Origin of the sequence: Mycobacterium sp. PSTR-4-N (genome assembly GCF_022348085.1) — a bacterium.
In the GTDB taxonomy this organism is placed as follows: domain Bacteria; phylum Actinomycetota; class Actinomycetes; order Mycobacteriales; family Mycobacteriaceae; genus Mycobacterium.
In genome coordinates this window covers 1-13,701 of the sequence record NZ_JAKRFN010000006.1, presented here as the reverse complement: position 1 = coordinate 13,701, position 13,701 = coordinate 1, and the positions used below count along the sequence as shown (strand labels likewise).

The 13,701-nt window shown below is 70.6% G+C and carries 12 protein-coding genes; 9 read left to right on the top strand and 3 right to left on the bottom strand.

Translation table 11 applies throughout. The annotated features are described in order from the left end of the window. Window positions 1-99 precede the first annotated feature (99 nt). Window positions 100-585 (bottom strand): inorganic diphosphatase, encoded by a 486-nt coding sequence (locus tag MHN84_RS10480; RefSeq protein WP_241204587.1) that lies wholly within the window; start codon window positions 583-585, stop codon window positions 100-102. A 112-nt stretch (window positions 586-697) separates the two neighbouring features. Here MHN84_RS10480 and dacB point away from each other — a divergent pair, with 112 nt between their 5' ends. The 5 genes from dacB (at window position 698) to MHN84_RS10455 (ending at window position 6,943) form a co-directional block, all read left to right on the top strand. Continuing rightward, a complete protein-coding gene (gene dacB, locus MHN84_RS10475; protein ID WP_241204586.1) occupies window positions 698-2,071 on the top strand; it encodes a D-alanyl-D-alanine carboxypeptidase/D-alanyl-D-alanine-endopeptidase in 1,374 nt (457 codons plus the stop codon). After that, complete coding sequence (locus tag MHN84_RS10470) at window positions 2,068-3,111, top strand: zinc-dependent metalloprotease (protein WP_241204843.1); 1,044 nt, start codon at window positions 2,068-2,070, stop codon at window positions 3,109-3,111. Before dacB ends, MHN84_RS10470 begins: the two co-directional genes overlap by 4 nt. After that, window positions 3,090-4,043: a tRNA lysidine(34) synthetase TilS gene (gene tilS, locus MHN84_RS10465; RefSeq protein ID WP_241204585.1), complete on the top strand. Its 954-nt coding sequence runs from the start codon at window positions 3,090-3,092 to the stop codon at window positions 4,041-4,043. Before MHN84_RS10470 ends, tilS begins: the two co-directional genes overlap by 22 nt. Window positions 4,044-4,062: 19 nt before the next feature. Next, window positions 4,063-4,638, top strand: a complete 576-nt coding sequence (gene hpt, locus MHN84_RS10460; protein WP_241204584.1) for a hypoxanthine phosphoribosyltransferase — start codon at window positions 4,063-4,065, stop codon at window positions 4,636-4,638. 85 nt (window positions 4,639-4,723) lie between these two features. Further along, entirely contained in the window at window positions 4,724-6,943 is a 2,220-nt protein-coding gene (locus MHN84_RS10455; protein ID WP_241204583.1) for a molybdopterin-dependent oxidoreductase, read from the top strand. Here MHN84_RS10455 and MHN84_RS10450 read toward each other — a convergent pair. Continuing rightward, window positions 6,936-7,673 carry an SIMPL domain-containing protein gene (locus tag MHN84_RS10450; protein ID WP_241204582.1) on the bottom strand — a complete coding sequence of 246 codons (738 nt, stop codon included), beginning with the start codon at window positions 7,671-7,673 and terminating at the stop codon, window positions 6,936-6,938. The genes MHN84_RS10455 and MHN84_RS10450 overlap by 8 nt on opposite strands. 38 nt (window positions 7,674-7,711) lie before the next feature. Continuing rightward, entirely contained in the window at window positions 7,712-9,034 is a 1,323-nt protein-coding gene (locus MHN84_RS10445) for a PE-PPE domain-containing protein (protein WP_241204581.1), read from the bottom strand. 506 nt (window positions 9,035-9,540) lie between these two features. Here MHN84_RS10445 and ftsH point away from each other — a divergent pair. The 4 genes from ftsH to folB form a co-directional block, all read left to right on the top strand. Further along, complete coding sequence (gene ftsH, locus MHN84_RS10440; protein WP_241204580.1) at window positions 9,541-11,871, top strand: ATP-dependent zinc metalloprotease FtsH; 2,331 nt, start codon at window positions 9,541-9,543, stop codon at window positions 11,869-11,871. Window positions 11,872-11,885: 14 nt separating this feature from the next. Then, the gene (folE, locus tag MHN84_RS10435) at window positions 11,886-12,494 is read left to right on the top strand and encodes a GTP cyclohydrolase I FolE (protein ID WP_241204579.1); all 609 of its coding nucleotides are present in this window, start codon (window positions 11,886-11,888) and stop codon (window positions 12,492-12,494) included. Between the two features lie 41 nt (window positions 12,495-12,535). Beyond that, window positions 12,536-13,357 carry a dihydropteroate synthase gene (gene folP, locus MHN84_RS10430; protein WP_241204842.1) on the top strand — a complete coding sequence of 274 codons (822 nt, stop codon included), beginning with the start codon at window positions 12,536-12,538 and terminating at the stop codon, window positions 13,355-13,357. Next, window positions 13,350-13,701: dihydroneopterin aldolase (folB, locus tag MHN84_RS10425; protein ID WP_241204578.1), on the top strand; the 352-nt coding region annotated here is incomplete at its 3' end. The genes folP and folB, both read left to right, overlap by 8 nt.

Genomic DNA, 13,701 nt, shown 5'->3' with positions numbered 1-13,701 from the left:
TAACGCCGTGTTACGGGCAGGTCAAATCCGCGAACAGACGCAATCTCGAGTGTTCTTGCGGCGTGTCCGCTCGAGTTCGCGTCTGTTCGCGGGGAAAAACTAGTGGCCCTCGGTCGTGAACCGCTCGATCGAGCGGTTCACCTCGGCCTCGGCTTCCTCGCGGCCCACCCAGTCCGCGGCGTGCACGAACTTGCCCGGCTCCAGGTCCTTGTAGTGCACGAAGAAGTGCTTGATCGCGTCGAGCTCGAACTCCGACACGTCGCCGATGTCCTGGATGTGGTCCCACCGCGGGTCGGCGAGCACGCACAGCACCTTGTCGTCGCCGCCCTTCTCGTCGGTCATGCGGAACATGCCGACGGGGCGGGCCTCGACGATGCACCCGGGGAACACCGGCTCGGGCAGCAGCACCAGCGCATCCAGCGGATCGCCGTCCTCGCCGAGGGTGTCCTCGATGTAGCCGTAGTCGGTCGGATAGCCGAACGCGGTGAACAGGTAGCGGTCCAGCTTCACCTTGCCGCTGTCGTGATCGACCTCGTACTTGTTGCGTGAACCCTTCGGGATCTCGATGAGAACGTCGAACTGCACCGGGGAGGCTCCTTCGCATGACGGGCGATCAACAGGCCGGAACCACCTTAGTGCGGAGCGATACCCTGCACTACGGGGGTGGCTTTCCGACTCATCGAGCGACAGGGGAACTATGCGGCCGACTCGATGGCGAAGGTCCACCTATGTGTTGGTCGGCCTCGCCGTGGTGGTCGTGGTGGCGGGGCTCGTCGCCACGGCCGCACTGATCGCCGGCCGGCACACCTCCGACGCGGTGGCCGTCAAGGCCGCGCCGGCGCCCGCGACCGCTGATCCCGGCGTCGTTCCGGTGCCCGAGACCGCCGATATGCCGACACCCGCCGGGCTCGCCGCGGCGCTGCGTGTCGTGGTGGCCGATCCGAACCTGGGGCAGTTCACCGGGCGCATCACCGACGCGATGACCGGTGACGAGCTGTGGGCGCAGAGCCCGCGCGTGCCGATGCAGCCCGCGTCGGTCAACAAGCTGCTCACCACCGCCGCGGCGCTGCTGACCCTCGATCGCGAGGCCCGGTTGACGACGCGGGTGGTGGCCACCTCGCCCGGGACCGTGGTGCTCGTCGGGGGCGGCGATCCGACGCTGTCGGCCGCGCCGCGGGGCACCGACACGTGGTATCGCGACGCCGCGCGGATCGTCGACCTCGCCGACCAGGTCCGCCGCAGCGGGGTGACCGCGCGCAGCGTCGCGGTCGACGTCAGCGCCTACAGCGGCCCGACGATGGCGCCCGGGTGGGATCCGCTGGACATCGACGGCGGCGACATCGCCCCGATGGAAGCGGTCATGCTCGACGGTGGCCGCACCCAGCCCGTGACTGTGAATTCGGCACGCTCGCGCACCCCCGCACTCGACGCCGGTCGCGCGCTGGCCGTCGCGCTCGGCGTCGATCCGCAGACGGTGACCGTGCTGCCGTCGGCCGCCCGTGGCCGCGAGATCGCCTCGGTCCAGTCGCCGCCGCTGATCCAGCGGTTGCGCGACATGATGAACGCCTCGGACAACGTGATGGCCGAGTCGACGGGCCGGGAGGTCGCCGCGGAAACGGGCCGGCCGCGGAGTTTCACCGGCGCGGTCAGCGCCGTGCTCGCCGCGCTCGACGACGCCGGGATCGACACCAGTGGGGCGCGGTTGCTGGACTCCAGCGGGCTGTCGGTCGACGACCGGCTTACCGCCGAGACACTCGACGAGGTCGTGGGGGCGGCGGCCGGTGACGACCACCCCCGGCTGCGTCCGCTGCTGGACCTGCTGCCGATCGCCGGCGGCAGCGGCACGCTGTCCAACCGCTACCTCGACACCCCGCCCGGCCGCGATGCCGCCGGGTATCTGCGCGCCAAGACCGGTTCGCTGACCGCCACCAATTCCCTGGCCGGCATCGTGACCGATTCCAACGGGCGGGTGTTGACGTTCGCGCTGCTGTCCAACCGGGCCGGCCCCAGCGGGCGCACCGCGCTCGACGCGTTCGCCGCAACGCTGCGATCGTGCGGGTGCCGCTCATGAGCCAGACCTTCTCCGTCGGCAGCGCGGTGGACTGGAACCTGGCCGCGTCGTTCGGTGGCAAGCTGGCCCGTCCCGAGCCGCCGGCCACCGACTACACGCGCCGACAGGTGATTGCGCAGCTGGCGGATGCGGCGCGCGCCGCAGAGGTGCCGGTGCGCGAGGTGACCGGTCTGGCCGAGGGCGCGGACATCCCGGAAGCCCGAATCGTCGACCGGCCGCAGTGGATCCGCGCGGCCGCCGGGTCCATGCGGGCGATGACCGGCGGCAGCGACGGCGTCAAGCCCCGCGCGATCAGCGGGCGGATCGCCGGCGTGCAGACGGGCGCGGTGCTGGCGTTCGTGTCGTCGGGGATTCTGGGGCAATACGATCCGTTCGCCCCGAACGGCGGGGAGCTGCTGCTGGTGTATCCGAACGTCATCGCGGTGGAGCGCCAGCTGCACGTACAGCCGGCCGACTTCCGCATGTGGGTCTGCCTGCACGAGGTCACCCACCGCGTGCAGTTCCGCGCCAACCCGTGGCTGGCCGGCCACATGTCCGATGCGCTCGGCGTGCTGACCTCCGACACCGGCGAGGACGTGACCCAGGTGATCGGGCGGCTGGCCGACTTCGTCCGGCAACGGCGTTCCGGTGAGTCGGCAGAAGCGAATTCGGCCGGCATCCTGGGTCTGGTGCGGGCCGTGCAGTCCGAGGCCCAACGTGAGGCGCTGGATCGGCTGCTGGTGTTGGGCACGTTGCTCGAAGGTCACGCCGATCACGTGATGGACGCCGTGGGGCCTGCGGTGGTGCCGTCGGTGGCCACCATCCGCCGCCGGTTCGACCAGCGCAGGCATCGGCGCCAGCCGCCGGTGCAGCGGCTGCTGCGGGCGCTGCTCGGCATCGACGCGAAGATGGACCAGTACACGCGCGGCAAGGCGTTCGTCGACGCCGTGGTGTCGACGGTGGGCATGGCGCGGTTCAACACGATCTGGACCGGCCCGCACACCCTGCCGCTGCCCGACGAGATCGACGAGCCGCAGCGATGGATCGACCGGGTGCTGTAGCGCAGCTGCGCGCGGCGCTGCGCCGGTTCTCCGCCGAGTACGGGCTGGACCGGCCCTGGTGCGTCGCGCTGTCCGGCGGGCCCGACTCGCTGGCACTGACCGCGGCGGCCGCAGAGCTCCGGCCGACGACGGCGTTGATCGTCGACCACGGGCTCCAGGCGGGCTCCGACACCGTCGCCGCGACGGCACGTGACCAGGCGCTGAACCTGGGTTGCGTTGCTGCGCAGGTGCTTTCGGTCTCGGTCGGCGCCGACGGCGGGCCGGAGGCTGCGGCGCGCACCGCGCGGTACGCGGCGCTGGAGCAGGCCAGCGCGGGGATGCCGGTGCTGTTGGGGCACACGCTCGACGATCAGGCGGAGACGGTGCTGCTGGGCCTGGGCCGCGGCTCGGGTGCCCGCTCGATCGCCGGGATGGTGGCCTACGACGCACCGTGGTGCCGGCCGCTGCTGGGGGTGCGGCGCAGCGTCACCGAGGCCGCGTGTGCCGAGTTGGCGCTGACGCCGTGGCGGGATCCCCACAACGACGACCGTCGCTTCACCCGGGTGCGGCTGCGCCGCGAGGTGCTGCCGTTGCTCGAGGACGTGCTGGCCGGTGGCGTGGCCGAGGCGCTGGCCCGCACCGCCACCGCGCTACGCGAGGACTGCGACGCGCTCGACGCGCTCGCCGCCGGCATCGCCGTAGAAACCGATCTGCCGATCGCGACGGTGACGGCGCTACCGGCCGCGCTGCGCCGCCGGGTGATCCGGCGCTGGCTGCTCGACGGCGGTGCCGCCGGCCTGACCGACGCGCAGATCCGCGCCGTCGATGCCCTGGTCACGGCCTGGCGCGGGCAGGGCGGAGTCGCGGTCCCGAGCGCGATGACACGGCGTCGGCTGTTCGCGGGCCGGCGTGGTGAGGTGCTGACGCTCTACCGCGAGCCGGTCGCCGAGTGAGCACCGCTACGCTCTAGGCGTGCCTGCGCATGGCGAGTTGTATCCCGGGGACATCAAGTCGGTGTTGCTGTCGGAGGAGCAGATCCGCGCCAAGACCGCGGAACTCGCCGATCTGATCGCCGCCGATTACCCGACGCCGGGGGAGGGGCAGCAGGACCTGCTGCTGATCACGGTGCTCAAGGGTGCGGTCATGTTCGTCACCGACCTGGCCCGGGCGATCCCGCTGCCCACGCAATTGGAGTTCATGGCGGTCAGCTCGTACGGCTCGTCGACGTCGTCGTCGGGTGTGGTGCGCATCCTCAAGGACCTCGACCGCGACATCAACGACCGCGATGTGCTGATCGTCGAGGACATCGTCGACTCCGGCCTGACGCTGTCGTGGCTGCTGCGTAACCTGGCCACCCGGCGGCCGCGTTCGCTGCGGGTGTGTACGCTGCTGCGCAAGCCCGATGCGGTGCGCGCCGACGTCGACATCGAATACATCGGCTTCGACATCCCCAACGAGTTCGTGGTCGGCTACGGCCTCGACTACGCCGAGCGCTACCGCGATCTGCCGTTCATCGGCACGCTCGACCCGAAGGTCTACACGGACTGACCCCACCCCCGCCCAAACCGACGTTCGGGCGGGAAAGCGCGAGAAGTTCTCGCCATTTCGTCGATGTGGACGCAGGATCGAAGCCATGACCGACACCGCGCTGCGCATCTGCCCGTTCTGCGAGGCCACCTGCGGCCTGACGCTGACCATCGACGAGGGCCGCGTCATCGGCGCCCGGGGTGATCGCGACGACGTGTTCAGCCACGGATTCATCTGCCCGAAAGGTGCCAGCTTCGCCGAGCTCGACAACGATCCCGATCGGTTGCGGGCGCCGCTGGTTCGTCGCGACGGCGTGCTCACCGAGGCCTCGTGGGAGGAGGCGTTCGCCACGGCCGCCGACGGTCTGAGCGCGGTGATCCGCGAGAACGGCGGCGCCTCCGTCGGGCTGTATCTCGGAAACCCCAACGCGCACACGGTCGCCGGCGCACTGTATCCGCCGCTGCTCATCCGCGGCCTTGGCACCCGGCAGGTGTTCTCGGCGAGCACGTTGGACCAGATGCCCAAGCACGTGTCGCTGGGCCTGATGTTCGGCAGCCCGGTCGCGTTCACGGTGCCCGACCTCGACCGCACCGACTATCTCGTGATCATCGGGGCCAACCCCCTGGTGTCCAACGGCAGCGTGACCACCGCACCCGACTTCGGCGGCAAGATGCGCGACATCCGCAAGCGGGGCGGCCGCATCGTCGTCATCGACCCGGCCCGCACCCGCACCGCCGAACTCGCCGATCGCCACCTCGCGCCGCGCCCCGGCACCGACGCGGCGCTGCTGTTCGCGGTGGTGCACGTGCTGTTCGACGAGGACCTGGTGACTCTCGGGGAAGTCGGAGACCACGTCGCCGGACTCGATGACGTGCGGGCGGCCGCACGGGACTTCGCCCCCGACGCCGTCGCCGAGTACTGCGGCGTAGACGCCGACGAGATCCGCACGCTGGCACGCGAACTCGCCGCGGCGCCCAGCGCGGCCGTCTACGGCCGGATCGGCACATCGACCGTCGAGTTCGGCACCCTCGGCAGCTGGCTCGTCGACGTCGTCAACGTCCTCACCGGCAATCTGGACCGGCCCGGCGGCGCGATGTTCCCCTGCTCGGCGGTGGCGCCGGCGCCGCGCGGGCACCGGCCCGGCAAGGGGTTCCGCACCGGTCGCTGGCACAGCCGGGTGTCGGGCCGTCCCGAGGTGCTCTCCGAACTGCCCACCCCTGTCCTCGCCGAGGAGATCGAGACGCCGGGCGACGGTCAGATCCGCGCGATGATCACGGTCGCGGGTAACCCGGTGCTGTCCGCCCCCGACGGCGACCGGCTCGACAAAGCACTGGAGCGCGTCACGTTCATGGTCAGCGTCGACCCCTACCTGAACGAGACGACCCGCCACGCCGACGTCATCCTGCCCCCACCCCCGCCGTCGCGCGCCCCGCACTTCGACGTCGCGCTCAACGCTCTCGCGATCCGGAACAACGCCCGCTACTCACCGCCGGTGCTGCCGCTCGACGGCCGGCCCAGCGAGGCCGAGATCCTGTCGCGGCTCGCGCTGGTAGTGTACGGCCTGGGCCAGGACGCCGACCCGGCGCTGGTCGATGAGCAGGTCATCGCCACCACCCTGGCCAAGGAGACCGCGGATCCCGATTCGCCGGTCGCCGGCCGCGCGGTCGACGAGCTGACCGCGATGCTGCCCCAAGGCCCCGGCTATGAGCGCCGGCTCGACATGATGCTGCGCCTGGGCGCCTACGGCGACGCGTTCGGCGCTCGCCCGGACGGCCTCACGCTGCAGCGGCTCAGGGACGCACCGCACGGTGTCGATCTGGGCCCGCTGCAGCCGCGGCTGCTCGACGTGCTGCGTACGCCGTCAGGTCGGGTCGAGCTTGCGCCGCCCGCCCTGATCGAGGACGCGGCCCGGCTGCGCGAGGCGATGGCGCGTCCCGCCCAGGGCTTCGTGCTGATCGGGCGCAGGCACCTGCGCAGCAACAACAGCTGGATGCACAACCTGCCCGCACTCGCGGGCGGCACCAACCGCTGCACGCTGCGGATGCACCCCGACGACGCCGCCGACCTCGGCGTCACCGACACCGCCGTGGTCAAGGGTGCCGGCGGCGAGCTGGTGGTGCCCGTCGAGCTCACCGACGGCATCCGCCGCGGCGTGCTGTCGCTGCCGCACGGGTGGGGGCACGACCGCCCGGGTACCGGACAGCAGCTGGCCGCCGGTCAGCCGGGCGTCAACGTCAACCAGCTCAACGACGGGTCGCTGCTCGATCCGCTCTCGGGCACCGCGGTGCTCAACGGGCTCCCCGTCACCGTCGGGCCTTCTAGCTGAGCTGCCACACGACCGTCACCGAGAAGCCGACGGTCTGCTGACCCGGCTCCAGCGGCACCGCGGCTTCCATCGCACGCGGCATCGCAGGCATCGGCACCGGCGGGGTGGGCGCGGCCGACTCGGAGATCGAGATGACGTCCCCGAGGTCGAGCCCCGACAGCTGCGCGTACTGATTGGCGCGGTCCTTGGCGTCGTTGAACGCGCGGGCGCGGGCGTCACGGACCAGCTGTGAGTCGTCGTCGATGGAGTAGTTGATCGAGTTGATGCGCGCGGCGTTACCGCCGGTGCTGACGATCAGACCGATCGCGTCCGATGCCTTGGCCAGATCGCGGATCGTGACGGTGATCGAGTTGGTGGCGCGGTACGCGGAGATCGTGGTGCTGTCGCTGCCGTACTGCGGCTGCAGATCCGCTGCGGTGGTGGCGATGTCCTTGCGGTCGATCCCGGCGCCGACCAGTGCGTCGATGACGGCCTGCTGGCGCTCGTTGGTCTGGCTCATCGCGCCGGTGGCGTCCGCGGCCTGGAACTCCATGGATGCGTTGACCGTCAACGTGTCCGGGGTGCCTTTGACCTGACCTTCGCCGACGACGGTGACCTGCCGGGCGTCGGTGCCGGGCGACGCGGCCGGTCCGGACTGCGTGTCGCAGGCGGCCGCCGAAGCCGCGACGACGCCGGCGGCGGCGACGGTCAGAGCGATCCGGGTGACGGGTCTGCGGGCTGTGTGCGACATGGCTGGCACAGTAACGCGCCGAGCTCGGCATCGGTGCGTCACTCGGCGCGGTGGCGTCCCCAACCCTTGTGGGTCTTCTTCGCGGGCTTGGGCGTGCTCGCCGCGGCGCTGTCGCTGGCAGGCGGGGCGGTGACGGACGGCGTGTCGTCGGTGCTCTGCGTGCTGTCGTCGTCGGACCGGCGCGGTGTCCGCGCGGGGGAGTCATCCGAAACATTATCGGCGACAGCGCGTTTGGCGAACAGCGTGCGACGAGCGGGTGCGGCTCGCTCGGTGTCGTCGGTGGTCGATGACTCGGCCGCGAGGACCGTCTTCTCGGGTTCCGGTGCGACGACCGGCGCAGGCTGCGGCGCGTCCAGATACGGCCGGTCGTAGGCCTTTTCGATGATGTCGGTGAGCGGGCCGTTCAATTTCGCGGCCAGCTCGTCGAACCCCAGGGCGCGCAACGGTTTCAGCAGCGGTAGCTCCGTCGTCGGGACGAACACGTAGGTGGTGTTGCCCTCGGTCCACACCACGTTGGCCGGATCGTCGAGGTCCACCCCGCGGTAGTCCAGGTGCATCGGGGAGAGCATGCCTGCCGCGACGTTGGCCAGCGCCAACAGGTTCAGCGGCCGGTCCGGAAAGTCGGCCATCGGGTCGTACTGCCGGACCACGTCGATGACGTGATAGTCGGTGGGCTCGATCGGTGGCATGAGACCGCCGTGGGCCCGCCGCGGATTGCCGATAAGGACGAAGGACACCTCGTCGGGCGAGGGCGCGCCGGCCACCCCGGAGTGCTGGGCCATCCACTCCTCGGCCACGCCGGCGCCGTTGCTGAAGCCCAGCACGACGGTCGGGCCGTCGCCGATGGCCTGCGACGGCGACGCCGTCAGTTGCGAGAGCTGCCGGTCCAGGGCGCGTACCCCGTTACCCGTCGCGAACGGAACATAGTCCAGCCGGGAACACGTGGCGGTGGCGCACAGCGACCCCTGCAGGGCGGTGTCCAGAGACCACACCGGCCACAGCGGGCTGATCGTCACCACGGAGCTCGCCGGGGGCGGGTCTACGGCGGCAGCGGATGACGGGGGCGCCATGCCCAGAGACAACACCGCGCTCGCCGCGACGACCGGCGGGACCACGTACCGCGCCGACAGCTGCGGAAGGCCGAGTGACGGCCGGACCGCCGGTTCGGGCTCGCGCAGTGACTCGCCGAGGTCGTCGAGGACGGCGACGAGGAGACCGTCGCGGTCGCCGAAGTGGCCGTAGAGCACGTCCGTGCTGACGCCTGCCGCCTCGGCGACGTCGGCCATGCTGGCCGCAGGCCCGAGGTCGGCGAACGTGTGACGCGCCGAGGTGACCAGGGCGGCGCGGTCAGACCGGCCCACAGACACACGGCGTCGCTTTGCTGTGAAGTTCACGTCAATTTCCCCCCGGTGGCATGCCGCCCCAACCCGCAGCAAACATACCCGCCGGTGGTGGATATCACACCTCAAACCACGAGGAACTCGAACAACAATCGGCTCAGCTCATCCGGCCGCTCCACGGTCAGCCAATGCCCTGCCCACTCGACCTCGACCTCCCGACACGGTCCGCTCACCACTTCGCTGGAGCGGTGTCGCGGAATGCAGGCCAGCTCCGGTTACCCGGCCTCGGCCACCTGCAGCGTCACCACGTTGGTGTGGACTCGCCGTGTGCGCGCGGCGTCGAGTGTGAGTCTGGATCGCGAGTCCGGCGCAGATTCCGATCTGTGTGCACACCAGCGGCGGGAACTCCAGAGGCTGCCGAACGTTGGTCTAGCGGTAGCCTTGAGGTTTCCAGCTGGCGTTCTTGGAAGGATTTTGGCCGGGGTTCTTTCACCCTGGCCGCACACATCGATGAACCGGACCAACGCATGAACCGTAAAAATGTGATCCGCACGCTCACGGTGATCGCCGTGGTCCTGTTGCTGGGGTGGTCCTTCTTCTACTTCAGTGACGACACCCGCGGATACAAGCCCGTCGACACCTCGGTCGCGATGTCGCAGATCACCAGCGGCAACGTCACCAGCGCGCAGATCGACGACCGTGAGCAGCAGCTGCGGCTGGAGCTCAAAGACGGCAACGGGGACACCGAGAACAGCGACAAGATCATCACCAAGTACCCGACCGGGTACGGCGTGACGCTGTTCGAGGCGCTGCAGGGCAAGAACGTCAAGACGAACACGGTGGTCAATCAGTCCAGCGTGCTGGGCTCGCTGCTGATCTACATGCTGCCGCTGCTGCTGCTGGTCGGCCTGTTCGTGCTGTTCTCCCGCATGCAGACAGGCGGCCGGATGGGCTTCGGCTTCGGCAAATCGCGGGCCAAGCAGCTGTCCAAGGACATGCCCAAGACCACGTTCGCCGACGTCGCGGGCGTCGACGAGGCGGTCGAGGAGCTCTACGAGATCAAGGACTTCCTTCAGAACCCGAGCCGCTACCAGGCGCTCGGCGCCAAGATCCCCAAGGGCGTGCTGCTCTACGGCCCGCCCGGCACCGGCAAGACGCTGCTGGCCCGCGCCGTGGCCGGGGAGGCCGGGGTGCCGTTCTTCACGATCTCGGGCTCTGACTTCGTCGAGATGTTCGTCGGCGTCGGCGCCTCCCGCGTGCGCGACCTCTTCGAGCAGGCCAAGCAGAACAGCCCGTGCATCATCTTCGTCGACGAGATCGACGCGGTCGGCCGCCAGCGCGGCGCCGGCCTCGGCGGCGGTCACGACGAACGCGAGCAGACGCTGAACCAGCTGCTCGTCGAGATGGACGGCTTCGGCGACCGCCAGGGCGTCATCCTGATCGCCGCCACCAACCGGCCCGACATCCTCGATCCCGCGCTGCTGCGGCCGGGCCGCTTCGACCGCCAGATCCCGGTCTCCAGCCCCGATCTCGCCGGCCGTCGCGCCGTGCTGAAGGTGCACTCGCAGGGCAAGCCGATCGCCCCCGACGCCGACCTCGAGGGTCTGGCCAAGCGCACCGTCGGCATGTCCGGCGCCGACCTGGCCAACGTCATCAACGAGGCCGCGCTGCTGACCGCGCGCGAGAACGGCACCGTCATCACCGGCCCGGCGCTCGAAGAGGCGGTGGACCGCGTGGTCGGCGGGCCGCGCCGCAAGAGCCGGCTGATCAGCGAGCACGAGAAGAAGATCACCGCCTACCACGAGGGCGGGCACACGCTGGCCGCCTGGGCGATGCCCGACATCGAGCCCATCTACAAGGTGACGATCCTGGCCCGCGGGCGCACCGGTGGTCACGCGATGGCCGTGCCGGAGGACGACAAGGGATTGATGACGCGCTCGGAGATGATCGCGCGCCTGGTGTTCGCGATGGGCGGGCGCGCCGCCGAGGAGCTCGTGTTCCGGGAGCCGACCACCGGCGCGTCCTCGGACATCGACCAGGCCACCAAGATCGCCCGCGCGATGGTCACCGAGTACGGCATGAGCTCCAAGCTGGGCGCGGTGCGCTACGGCACCGAGCACGGCGACCCGTTCCTCGGCCGCACGATGGGCAACCAGGCCGACTACAGCCACGAGGTCGCCCAGATCATCGACGACGAGATCCGCAAGCTCATCGAGGCCGCGCACACCGAGGCCTGGGAGATCCTCACCGAGTACCGCGACGTCCTCGACGTGCTGGCCGGTGAGCTGCTGGAGAAGGAGACGCTGCACCGCAAGGAGCTGGAGCAGATCTTCGGTGACGTGAAGAAGCGCCCGCGGTTGACGATGTTCGACGACTTCGGTGGCCGGGTGCCGTCGGACAAGCCGCCGATCAAGACCCCGGGCGAGCTCGCCATCGAACGGGGCGAGCCGTGGCCCAAGCCGGTACCGGAGCCCGCGTTCAAGACCGCGATCGCCCAGGCGTCCAAGGCTGCCGCCGAGGCGGCGCACCGCAACGGCGGGAATGGGACCAACGGCGCGCATGGTGCGCAGGGCGGCCAGACCCAGCCCGACTACGGCGCCCCGGCCGGGTGGCATGCCCCCGGCTGGCCGCCCCCGCCGCAGCAGCAGGGCGGTGCTCCGCAGCAGCATCCGCAGCCTGGCTACTGGTATCCGCCGTCGAGATATCAGGGTGCACCGGCTCATCCCCAGCCGCCGTACTATCCGCCCTACCAGCAGCCGTATCCGCAGCCCGCACCGCCGGAACAGGACGGTGGTCAGGGCGGCCACGACAACGGCCGCGGTGAGAACGGGCGCGGCACCCCGCCGGGCAACGGGTAACGGAGGAGACCTCGATGACGCGGTCGCAGGAAATTTCGGCCACGCTCACCACCCGGGAATTCGATCAGGCTCGTGCGGAGGCCGCTGTGCGCGAGCTCCTGCTCGCCGTCGGTGAGGATCCCGACCGGCACGGCCTGATCGACACCCCGGCGCGCGTGGCACGGGCCTACCGGGAGATGTTCGCGGGCCTCTACACCGATCCCGACGACGTCCTCAACACCACGTTCGACGAGCAGCACGACGAGCTCGTGCTGGTCAAGGACATCCCGATGTACTCGACGTGCGAGCACCACCTGGTGTCCTTCCACGGCGTCGCGCACGTCGGCTACATCCCGGGCAAGGACGGCCGCGTGACGGGCCTGTCGAAGCTGGCCCGCGTCGTCGATCTCTACGCCAAGCGGCCGCAGGTGCAGGAGCGGCTCACCTGCCAGGTGGCCGACGCGCTGATGCGCAAACTGGATCCGCGCGGGGCGATCGTGGTGATCGAAGCCGAGCACCTGTGCATGGCGATGCGTGGCATCCGCAAGCCCGGGGCCCGCACCACCACGTCGGCGGTGCGCGGGGTGTTCAAGACCAACACGGCCTCCCGCGCCGAAGCTCTGGACCTGATCCTGCGGAAGTGATCATCGCCGACCTGTCGTCCACTGCGGCGCCCGTGGCCGTCATGGGCGTCGTCAACGTCACCGACGACTCGTTCTCCGACGGCGGCTTGTTCCTGGACCGGGATCGCGCCGTCGCGCACGGGGTCGAGCTGGTGGCACACGGCGCGGCGATCATCGATGTCGGCGGCGAATCCACCCGGCCCGGCGCAACGCGCATCGACCCCGCGGTGGAGACCGCCCGCATCCTTCCGGTCATCGCCGAACTCGCCGCCCGCGGCATCACGGTCAGCGTCGACACCATGCACGCCGGGGTGGCCCGCGCGGCGTTGGAGCACGGGGCCCGCATCGTCAACGACGTCTCGGGCGGCAGGGCGGATCCGGACATGGTGCGCGTGATCGCCGACGCGGGCGTGCCGTGGGTGCTGATGCACTGGCGCTCGGTCGACAGCGCGCGGCCGCACGACCCCCCGGTCTACGGCGACGTCGTGGCCGAGGTGCGCGACGAGTTGATGGCCTGCGTCGACGCCGCCGTCGCGGCCGGCGTGGATCCCGGGCGGCTGATCCTTGATCCCGGGCTCGGTTTCGCGAAGACCGCGCACCACAACTGGGCGTTGCTGGCCGCGCTGCCGGAGTTCGTCGCCACCGGTATCCCGATCCTCGTCGGCGCGTCGCGCAAACGATTCCTCGGCACATTGCTGGCCGGCGCCGACGGGACCCCGCGACCGCCCGGAGGACGGGAGACGGCGACGGCGGCGATCTCGGCGCTGGCGGCCTGGCATGGGGCGTGGGGGGTGCGGGTGCACGACGTGCGCGCCTCAGTGGATGCGCTTGCGGTGGTGTCGGCCTGGCGCAACGCGGGTGAGGAGGCCCAGCCGAATGGCTGACCGGATCGAGTTGCGCGGCCTGCGGGTGCGCGGCAATCACGGGGTGTTCGACCACGAGCGCCGCGACGGGCAGGACTTCGTCGTCGACATCACGGTGTGGATCGACCTGGCCGCCGCTGCCGCGAGCGACGATCTCGCCGACACCCTGGACTACGGAGCGCTCGCCCAGCGCGCCGCCGACATCGTCGCCGGCCCGCCGCGGCAGCTGATCGAGACCGTGGCCGGTGAGATCGCCGACGACGTCATGGCCGACGAGCGCGTGCACGCCGTCGAAGTGGTCGTGCACAAGCCGGCCGCCCCGATCCCGCTGGACTTCGCCGACGTCGCGGTGGTCGCCCGAGATC

Bases quoted from the DNA above. Each gene is read 5' to 3' on its own strand.
- dacB (WP_241204586.1), top strand. From the start codon at position 698: ATGCGGCCGACTCGATGGCGAAGGTCCACCTATGTGTTGGTCGGCCTC.
- tilS (WP_241204585.1), top strand. From the start codon at position 3,090: ATGGATCGACCGGGTGCTGTAGCGCAGCTGCGCGCGGCGCTGCGCCGG.
- MHN84_RS10450 (WP_241204582.1), bottom strand. From the start codon at position 7,673: ATGTCGCACACAGCCCGCAGACCCGTCACCCGGATCGCTCTGACCGTC.
- MHN84_RS10455 (WP_241204583.1), top strand. From the start codon at position 4,724: ATGACCGACACCGCGCTGCGCATCTGCCCGTTCTGCGAGGCCACCTGC.
- ftsH (WP_241204580.1), top strand. From the start codon at position 9,541: ATGAACCGTAAAAATGTGATCCGCACGCTCACGGTGATCGCCGTGGTC.
- folP (WP_241204842.1), top strand. From the start codon at position 12,536: ATGGGCGTCGTCAACGTCACCGACGACTCGTTCTCCGACGGCGGCTTG.
- MHN84_RS10470 (WP_241204843.1), top strand. From the start codon at position 2,068: ATGAGCCAGACCTTCTCCGTCGGCAGCGCGGTGGACTGGAACCTGGCC.
- folE (WP_241204579.1), top strand. From the start codon at position 11,886: ATGACGCGGTCGCAGGAAATTTCGGCCACGCTCACCACCCGGGAATTC.